Annotated in this window: 7 protein-coding genes; all 7 read right to left on the reverse strand. The window is 45.4% G+C overall.

Translation table 11 applies throughout. From position 1 onward, the window contains the following. Window positions 1–85 (reverse strand): HU family DNA-binding protein (locus ACEW8F_RS08885; protein ID WP_373483126.1); only part of this gene is annotated, 85 nt, incomplete at its 3' end. Window positions 86–187: 102 nt separating this feature from the next. Further along, the gene (gene mazG / locus ACEW8F_RS08890) at window positions 188–1,660 is read right to left on the reverse strand and encodes a nucleoside triphosphate pyrophosphohydrolase (protein WP_373483121.1); all 1,473 of its coding nucleotides are present in this window, start codon (window positions 1,658–1,660) and stop codon (window positions 188–190) included. A 24-nt stretch (window positions 1,661–1,684) separates the two neighbouring features. Beyond that, entirely contained in the window at window positions 1,685–3,319 is a 1,635-nt protein-coding gene (locus tag ACEW8F_RS08895) for an oligosaccharide flippase family protein (RefSeq protein ID WP_373483122.1), read from the reverse strand. Window positions 3,320–3,457: 138 nt separating this feature from the next. Then, window positions 3,458–4,945: a peptidyl-prolyl cis-trans isomerase gene (locus tag ACEW8F_RS08900; protein ID WP_373483123.1), complete on the reverse strand. Its 1,488-nt coding sequence runs from the start codon at window positions 4,943–4,945 to the stop codon at window positions 3,458–3,460. Window positions 4,946–5,025: 80 nt separating this feature from the next. Further along, window positions 5,026–8,457, reverse strand: a complete 3,432-nt coding sequence (mfd, locus tag ACEW8F_RS08905; protein ID WP_373483124.1) for a transcription-repair coupling factor — start codon at window positions 8,455–8,457, stop codon at window positions 5,026–5,028. Window positions 8,458–8,562: 105 nt separating this feature from the next. Next, entirely contained in the window at window positions 8,563–9,195 is a 633-nt protein-coding gene (pth, locus tag ACEW8F_RS08910) for an aminoacyl-tRNA hydrolase (RefSeq protein WP_373483125.1), read from the reverse strand. A gap of 8 nt (window positions 9,196–9,203) precedes the next feature. Beyond that, window positions 9,204–10,142 (reverse strand): ribose-phosphate diphosphokinase, encoded by a 939-nt coding sequence (locus tag ACEW8F_RS08915; protein ID WP_373483127.1) that lies wholly within the window; start codon window positions 10,140–10,142, stop codon window positions 9,204–9,206. Between the last annotated feature and the right edge of the window lie 4 nt (window positions 10,143–10,146).

Below are 10,146 nucleotides of genomic sequence, written 5' to 3' on the forward strand. Positions count from 1 at the left end.
AAAAAGCACCTAATGCTTTTTCTGAATCTTTTTTTGATAAACCCGACTTTTCTGCCATTTGGGCAATTAATTCTGATTTGTTCATTTTTTCCTCCATCTGATAGTTTCCAGTATTCTATTGTAATATTATAAGCGTGTTCATATGCAAATTACAAGTTTTTTTTGCTTTTTTCCGCTTTTTCCGCTCTTAAAGCCCTTTTGACCGATTCCAGGCCTCGTCCAATTGCTCAAAAGTATAGTCATTTAGAGTTTTTTTCTCTTGACTGGCAACTTTTTCCATTTTTTCAAACCGGCCAATGAATTTTTCTGTCGCTTTCCTTAACACCATCTCTGGTTGAAGTTTAAGCAATCGGGACACATTAACCACTGAAAAAAGCAGGTCCCCCAGCTCTTCTTCAATTTTTTCCGGATTATTTTCCTGGAGCGCCGCTCTTAATTCGAGGGTTTCCTCATCGATTTTTTCCAGCGCTGCCATTGGCTCCTGCCAGTCAAAACCGACTTTGGCGGCCTTTTTCTGAACCTTATAGGCCTCCATTAAAGCCGGCAGCGCTTTGGGTATTTTTTTCATTTCTGAAGCCAGTCCGGAGCTTTCTTGCGATTCGCCCAACTCACCCTTTTCCAGCCGTTTGATGGCATCCCAGTTGGTTTCAACCTGATCCGGATTAAAGCTGGCCTTGTCAATAAAAACATGGGGATGGCGTCTGATCATTTTCTCATTGATCCCACCAATCACCTGGTTGATGTTAAAACGGCCAGCCTCACTGGCAATTTCGGCGTGAAAGACAATCTGAAATAAAACATCGCCTAATTCTTCAGCCAGATTATCCCAATCCTGATTATCGATGGCTTCTAACACCTCATAACTCTCTTCCAGCAGATAATTTCTCAAACTTTCATGAGTCTGGATCCGATCCCAGGGGCAACCTTCGCTTCCTTTCAGAACCTTCATTATCTCAATGGTTCCCTGAAATCCTTGATAAGCTTCATTTTCGGCCGGGATATAAAGACTGGTGAGATGATTGATGGCATCCACCCGATCCAGCTCATACAGGCAGATTTCGATTGATTTTTCGGCGCCGGGAATCCCTGAATTAATCAACAGGACCACCTTTTTTTCGGGATCATAAATATCCATTAGTTGCAATTTAAGCTCTGAAGCCATATGCCAATCGTAAACCTGGGTTATTAAAGCAGCCACCCGAGGATCCGGAGGATTTTTCCCGCAATCAAAGGCGTCCATAATTTTGAGCCCATGAATAGGGTCCTCTTCCAGACTGTTCAGGGTCACATCGACAAAACTGACGCCCGGATAAATCCGATAGTTGATGCCTGCCGCTTTTGCCGCAACAATCAATTTTTCGACCGTTTTTTCACCAAATAGAGGGTTTCCGGGAACCGCATAGACCAACTTTTCAGTTGTTTTAGCGGTTTCGATAAGCTTTATGACAATTTGATCATAAACAGCCTCAAAAGAGCCTTCCTGCTCATAATAGCAGTCAAAGCTTTGATAACTGATGGCTTCTTCCCGAATAAAATCCATCACTGGATGAATCTTTGTTCTAAAAAAATTGGGACTCGCATCTTTTAATAATGCTAATGTTTCCAGGGTGATCTGGCCTGGGCTGCCCGGTCCCAAACCGACAATATTTATTTGGTGCATGCTTTTATTTCCTTTCTGAATTGATTACTGATGTCTGATACGCCGTTTTTTGCGACCGGGTGCAAGTCGTTCAAGATGGCGAAAAAATTTTAGTAAGGTTCGGCTTCCCGGCAGTACCCTTATTTCGTCTGCTGTTATTCCTTTGATCAAAACCAGCACAAAAGAGTAAATAAAGATGCCGATGATTACTGCCATAATAATCCCCATAAATCCTCCCAGCAGAGCGGCAATCCCTTTATAGGCAAAAAATACGGCAATTCCCATCACCGTCGCAGCAATCAACGGTTTCAGGGCGGTGTGGATAAAGTCCACCTTGATGTGGGTGTAACGCTTGACCGATGCGTAGTTGGCCACCGTCAGATAAATAAAGGTAATCATACTGCTGATAACAATCCCCTGAATATTGAAAAAGGGAATCGACAAAAATATCCAACCAGTGATAAAGCGAATAATGATGGCCACCCCCAGATTAATCAGTGGGATGCGAAACCGGTCGATGGATTGGAGGATGCTCTGAAAGGTGTTCGAAAGCATCATAAAAATCGTTGCATAGGAAAAGGTGCATAAAATAAATCCGCCGTAGGGCGATCCCGGAAAGAGCAGATCGAAGATGCCATAGGACAGCACCGATAAACCGATACAGGACGGAAACGCCACCAGCAGAATAACCCGAATGGCCAGCACGATTTTTTGATTCATAGCTTTCCGGTCCCGCATCGCAAAGGATTCAGAAATCGCCGGGATCATCGCCACCGCCAGATTGCCGCTGATGATCAACGGAATAGTAATCAGTATTTCCGCATTGGTAAAATCTCCAAACATCATGGTTGCGGTTATTTCATCGATGCCAGCCACCCCCAGCCGGGATACATAGATAAACGAGTCAACGGTCGAAAACATGGCTACCAGAGCCGATGTCAATGTGACCGGTATGGAGATGATCACCAGTCTTTTCAACAGCGCCCGGTTGGAGCGTTGCCGTTTTTGGGTTCTTGTTTTCAGCAACCGTTTATTTTTGGTAACAAAGCTGCGGTATAAGTAAGCCAGTAATATGGCTGCCACCAGCCCGCCGGCGGTAGCGCCAAAAACCGCCCCGCCGACCCCCAGCCCGATGCCAAATTGACCCACAAAAGCCCAACATAAAATGACGCCCAGAAAAACCCGGACAAGCTGCTCCAGAATCTGAGAAACCGCGGTCGGTGTCATGATCTGAAAACCCTGAAAAAAGCCCCGAAAAGCCGATACAAAGGAAATAAACAAGGGTGCCAGGGCAATCGCCACCAGAGCTGGATAACTTTCAGCCGTCCAGTTCGCCGTTTCAATGATCCATTCCGCTCCAAAAAACAGGAATAGACTGGATAGCGTGCCCAGAACCGCCAGGATGATTATCGATAGTTTGAAAACCCGATGGGCGGTGGCATATTCATTTTTGGCAATGCTTTCAGAAACCATTTTTGAGATCGCCACTGGAAAACCCACCGTGGAAACCATCAGCAGCAAATTGTAAATACTGGTGACATTCCCATAGATCCCATTTCCGTAACTTCCCACCATTTGATACAGGGGAATCTTAAAAAAGAGGCCCAACAGCCGGGATAGAATCCCCGCGGCGACCAGGATACTGGCACCCTTTAAGTAATTTGATGTTCGCTCAGACATAGATAAACCTCTTTTGTTCATTTATGCAAATCCCCGATGGTGCTTTGCAGATTGTTTTTTATTATATCCCATCAACTATTCATACACAACCAAAAAGCACTGAAACTCAGTGCTTTTTGTCTTATGTTTAAATTGTATTTAGATTTTGTTTTCGTAAACTTTAACGTTCAATTCTGTTTTTAACTCTTCCAGATAAGCGTCTGCCGGAGTGATGATATCGTTAATTTTAACTTTGAATTTATTCACAAGCTTTATTTTGAGCTTATCAAATTCGGCGGTGACTTTTTCACTTTTCAAGGTTTCGTTAATTTCTTCTTTTTTATCTTCCAGGCTTGGTGTTTCCCCGGTTTTTTTATCATAAAGATAGATAACATGGTAACCATAATCGGTTTTAACCGGTTCGCTGACCGTATTTACTTCCATCCCGAAAGCGGCGTCAGAAAATTCAGTGACCATCGTTGATTTGGTGAAAGATCCCAGATCTGCTGCTTCCTGGATACCGTCAGTGGTTTGATATTTTGCCATAATCGCATCAAATTCTGCCACTGTTTTAGCATTCTTAGCTTCCGCGTAAACCTGATCAGCCAATGCCTGTTCAGTGGCTAAAATATGTTTAGCCGAAACGGTGCCGGTATCGTAGGATGCTTTGTTTTCATCGTAGTATTTCTTAATCTCGCCATCAGTTACTTTTATCGTGCTTTCCAGATCTGCCTGAACCGCTTTAGAAATAGCCGATGCGGTGGCATCCTGTTTCATAAATTCTTTAAACTGGGCAATGGTTAAGAATTTAGCATCCAAAAACTGTTGTAATGCTTCATCACCTGGCAACAGATAATTGATAAATGCTTCCTGGGTAGTCACATAGCTGTCGATATTTGTTTGATCAGCTGTCAGTTTCTTTTCTTCGGCATATTGGGCCAGCGCTTTTTGCTCAGCAATGGTATTGAAGATGGTTTCATTGGTGGTTTTCATCGTTTCATCATCGGTTCCCAAAGCTTGCTGAGTTTGGTAATAGGTTAGTAATTCTTCATTGGCCAGACGATAATTATAAACATCTTTTTTAACCTCATCTTTACCAACGGTTCCCACAACCGTATCTAATTCTTTGCTGGGATCAGCTTTCAAAGTATTGTTATAGTTTGTTTCCATGGTGTTGGCATAGCTGTAATCCAACAGGAACATATTCAGGAATGCTTCAAATGATGCGGAGTCGGTGTTATATGTTTCTAAAACCGCTGCATATTTTTCTTCGCCCAAGGTTGTTTTCAGTGATTCCAGCATGCCGGTCGCATTGGCGGCAATCCCTGTTTCATCCACCGTAACCCCATCTTTTTTCGCTTTTGCGGTGAGGGTTTCAACCCGAACCAGATCGTTCAGAATATCCTTTTTCAGCTCTATGAGTTCTTTATCTGTAGGGAATGCCATGCTGCTGGCATCAAAATACATCTGATAATATGCCATATAATTGTTAAAATTCTCTTTTAACAAAGGGGTTCCGTCAATAACTGCGATCTCCACCTTCTTATCCTGTTCAGGATTTACCTTAACCAAACTACAACCTCCGGCAAAAAGACTGACACAGATAACACCTGTCAGCATTAAAGCCATGATACGAGATTTCTTCATTTTTGTCGTTCTCCTCTTCTTTATTAATTTCATATAAATTAAACCTTGCCTAGTTTAACATACGACAACTGGACTTTACCTTAATTCTTTGATGAAACCAATCGCCCCAGAAATTCACCTAAGGCTTTCAGGTAGGTCTGATCCTGGTCGTGTTTTAAAACGATCCGCCAGCGGATCTGATCCCCTTTTCCGGCATTGAACTTAATATTGAAGGTGTCAAACAGTGCCTTCATCAGTTCCGGATCGGGAATGGGGATTTCCCTGGTATTGTCAAAGGTGAATAAAATACTGTTCCCCCGTTCCCGAATTTCAGTCATCCCCAGTGATCTGCCCAGATGTTTGATCATCGCCAAGGTCATCAGATTATAGACCCCATCGGGAATTTCCCCAAAGCGGTCCAATAACTCATCTTCAAGCTCATCGTAATCTGCCCGGGACTTCACATAAGACAGCTTCTTGTAAATATCGTATTTGAGCTCTTCATCGGCAATATAGTTTTCTGGAATATAACTGCTCACATTGAGGTTGATTAACAGCTCGCTGGCCGAGAAATCCATTTCTTTGCCCAGCCGCTCATGGATCGCCTGATCGAGAATACGGCAATAAAGTTCATACCCGATGGTTGCCAGATTGCCAGACTGAGCCGCTCCCAGAATATTTCCGGCACCCCTGATTTCAAGATCCCGAAGGGCAATTTTAAAACCCGAACCAAAGGCCGTAAAGTCTTTGATGGCTTTTAGGCGTTTCTGGGAAATTTCCGAAAGCACCTTAGGCCGATGGGTCACATAGGTGTAACCCTGAACATCGGATCGCCCCACCCGTCCCCGGAGCTGATACAATTGTGACAGACCCATATAATCACCATTGTCGATAATCAGGGTATTGGCATTTTTAATATCCAGTCCGGATTCGATAATGGTGGTGGTCACCAGCACATCATACTCCCGTTCTAAAAAATCCACCATGATGTCTTCCAGTTCCTGACCGGTCATCCGGCCATGAGCCACGACAATCCGGGCTTCAGGAACCAGCTTTTGAATTTTTCGGGATACTTCAAAGATATCGTGGATCCGGTTGTGGACAAAGTAAACCTGACCCTGTCTGGCCAGTTCCCGCTGAATGGCATCTTTGACGATGGCTTCATTATATTCCATCACATAGGTCAGCACCGGTCGCCGGCCGGCCGGCGGCTCATCGATGACACTCATATCTCTGACTCCGATCATCGACATATGCAGGGTTCTTGGAATCGGGGTGGCACTAAGGGTTAACACATCGACATTTTCTTTGAGCTGCTTGATCCTTTCCTTATGTCCGACCCCAAACCGTTGTTCTTCATCCACCACCAGCAACCCCAGATCTTTGAAGATAACGTCTTTTGATAACAGCCGATGGGTGCCGATAATCAGATCCACCTGGCCGGCAGCCAGTTCCCTTAAGGTTTTATCCTGGTCGGTTTTCGACCGGAACCGACTAAGCAGGCCAATGCTGACCGGGTATTTTTTAAACCGGTCCAGGGCGGTCTGATAATGCTGTTGGGCTAAAATGGTGGTGGGTACCAGCAAGGCCACCTGTTTTCCCTCCATCACCGCTTTAAAGACGGCCCGCAGGGCAACCTCGGTTTTGCCATAGCCGACATCGCCGCAGAGCAGCCGATCCATGGGCCGGGTCGACTCCATGTCTTCCTTAATCTCGTCCACGGCCTGGAGCTGGTCGTTGGTTTCCTCATGGGGGAAAGCGTCCTCAAACTCCTGTTGCCAGCTGGAATCCGGACCAAAGGCATAGCCCTTTAAATTCTGGCGTTTGGCATAAAGAGCAATCAGTTCGTCAGCCATTTCTTCAACCGCGGCTTTCACCCGGGATTTGGACTTGCTCCAGTCATTGGTGCCTAACTGGTTAATTTTTGGCTTTTTCTCGCCGGTTCCCACGTAAACCTGGATGGCATCCATCTGATCCACCGGACAGTAGAACTTGGCGTCGTTAGCATATTCGATAACCAGTAAGTCTTTAATGGTCTCATCGATTTTTAATTGTTCAATGCCACGGTAGACTCCGATGCCGTGGGTATCATGGACCACAAAATCACCCTGGTTCAATTGCGTAAAGGAATCAATCTTTCGTCCTTTTTGGCGACGGCGTTTTTTCCGCTGGGTCGATGCTTTAATAATTTCGCTTTGATTGATGCAAATCAGCTTTTCCCCGGTCAATTCAAACCCGCCACTGATTTCGCCGCTGACCAGCTGAACCCCCGGTACCGCCTCATTGCTAAAGCGGTGAATTTCGGCATCCGTTAAAAAGCTTTTGATCTTTTCCAGACCGGCTTCATCCCGGGCCCGCAAATGGATGATGGCATCTTGTTCCAGCTGCTTTTGGACAAATTCTATAAATAGCGGGATCTGGCCTAAGAACGAATCGTTTTCCTTGATCCCTAAATCCAGGGCGAGCCCTTTTTTACCCCGGGACGTAAATAGGTGAAGTCTTAACTGGGTTTGACGCTCCAGCACTTTTTCAATTTTTGAAAAGGAATAAAATTTGTTTTTTTCTTCGGGAAACATCAGCTGTTCGTCCATCAGGGTCTGAAAATCACTATGCAGTTTATTGATAAAAACAGCCTGAGCTTCTTTGATCCGGGGTGGTTCATCCCAGATAACCAGAGCATCTCCAAGATAGTCCAAGAGCATTCCTTCGGACTTGACAAAGGCAAACAGGGTCTCATCATGGCCCCCCGGGTCTTCGCTGATCCGTTCAATCAGAGCCTGATAACCCGGGATATTGCCATAATTTTTGGCGATTTGTTTAAGCGCTTTGGCCCGTTTGTCATGATCCAAAATAATTTCCCGACCAGGCAGAATGATCACCTGCTCCACCGAATCGGTTGACAGTTGGGTTTGGGGATCAAAGGTACGCAGCGATTCGATCGTATCGCCAAAAAATTCAATCCGGTAGGCTTCCTGACCCGTGGTGGAAAAAACGTCAATAATCCCGCCCCGGTGGGCAAACTGCCCTCTCGCTTCAACCTGGGAGACTGGTTCATACCCCAGTTCAAAAAGACGATTGGTCAGGATGATGGGATCCCAGCTGTCCACCACTCTCAGGGTAAAACCAAGACCCTGAAATTTTTCTCTGGGCATTTGTTTCTTTAACAGGGTCTCGGACCCCATCACCACCACAAAGCTCTGATTCGACAACAGTTTTTCAAATACAACCAACCGCTGATGATTGATTTCCTGGCTGTGCACATCTGCAAAATAATCATGAATCGGCTCGGCTGGACAGTAAAGCACCTGATCCCCGAGGATTGTTTCCAGATTCTGGGCCGTTTTCTGGGCCTGATAATCGGTTGCCGTAACATAAAGAATCCGCTTTTTCTGCTGCCCGAAGATCAGCCCGGTAAGCACTTCTTTAAAGCTGTTGTTGACATTGGAGAGATTGATGATTTCTCCCGGGACCAGATTATTCAATATGGTTTGGATCGATTCGACCTTCAAGAGGTCTTGATAAAGTAATTCCATGATCTCTTCTTTCATTTGAAACACGGATAGCCCGGGTTTTAAACCCGGGCCCCTGTTTGTATTCTTTTACGTACGTCTTAGTCGTTATCTTTTATTATGAGTCTTTTAAACAGATTTTTCCGGTTCTTTTGATTCTGCAGTCTTTTTTTCTTCAGGTTTTTTTTCTTCGGCTTTTTTCCTAATATTAATCCGGTTCATCGCCAGATCAACCCCATCTTTGACAAAAATATCCACCCCTTTTGCTGCTTCGATCACGGCATTTTCCATAGCCGGAAATTCGCTTTTGGGAAAACGCCCCAGGACATAGTGAACCAATTCCGAACCGATCCGAGGTCGGCCGATGCCGATCCGGATGCGGGAAAATTCGGGATTTCCCAAATGCTGAATAATCGACCGCATGCCATTATGGGTCCCGGCACTGCCACGCTGCCGAATCCGCACGTCCCCAGTAGCCAGGTCGATGTCATCATAGATCACCAGCAGGTTCTCCAGCGGGATATCATAAAAATTCATCAGCCCGGCCACACACAGGCCGCTGTTATTCATATAGGTGGTCGGCTTGGCCAGCATAATTTTTTGTCCATCTTCACGATAGACGCCAGTCAGGCCGTTTTGTTCTTTCTTGGTGATCGTGATTCCTTTTTTATCGCTGAGATAATCCAGGGTTTCAAAGCCGATATTATGCCGGGTTCCATCGTATTCTTTGCCAATGTTTCCCAATCCAATAATCAGATGCATCGACTATCCTATACGTATCTTCCCACAAAAAGCTTGCTCAGTGATCGACCAAAATGGACATAGTCAATGGCTCGGCCAAAAAGGGTTCCGGTGGAAAGAATTTTTATTTTGTCGATTTGTTTTTCCTTGGGAATACACAGGGTATTCAGGGTCACCAGTTCTTCAATCGCGGAATCCTGAATTCGCTGGATGGCCGGACCGGAAAACACGCCATGACTACAGGCTCCAAAAACAGAATTGGCACCAAGATCGATGAGGGCATTGGCACCGGAGGTAATCGTTCCGGCGGTATCAATCATATCGTCGATCATAATACAGTTTTTCCCTTTAACATCCCCAATAACATTCATAACCGCGGTTTCATTAGGGCGGGGGCGTTCCTTATCAATGATGGCAAAGGGACAGTTCAGGTTTCTGGCCAGCTTTCGTGATCGCTTGACGCTACCGACATCTGGCGACACGACAACCATGTTTTCCAGTTTCTTTTCCCGGTAATATTCAGTGATCAGGGCCCCGCCTGATAAGTGATCCAGAGGAATATCAAAGAAACCCTGAATCTGGTTGGAGTGAAGATCCATGGTGATGACCCGGTCGGCACCGGCGGTGGTTAACAAATTTGCTACCAGTTTAGCCGTAATCGGATCTCGGGATTTGGCCTTACGATCCTGTCTGGCATACCCATAATAAGGGATCACGGCATTAATTCGGCCGGCCGAAGCACGTTTCATGGAATCGATGAGAATCAGTAATTCCATTAAATTTTCATTCACCGGGGTACCGGTCGACTGGATCACAAAAACATCTGCGCCTCGAACCGATTCAAAGACGTTCACGCCGATTTCCCCGTCACTAAAGGAGACCACCTCAGCGTTACACAGCTGGACTTCTAAATATTCGGCAATTTCCTGTGCCAAAGCAATATTCGAGTTCCCAGCAATAATCTTAATTCCA

The organism is Acetobacterium sp. (genome assembly GCF_041752335.1).
In the GTDB taxonomy this organism is placed as follows: Bacteria; Bacillota; Clostridia; order Eubacteriales; family Eubacteriaceae; genus Acetobacterium.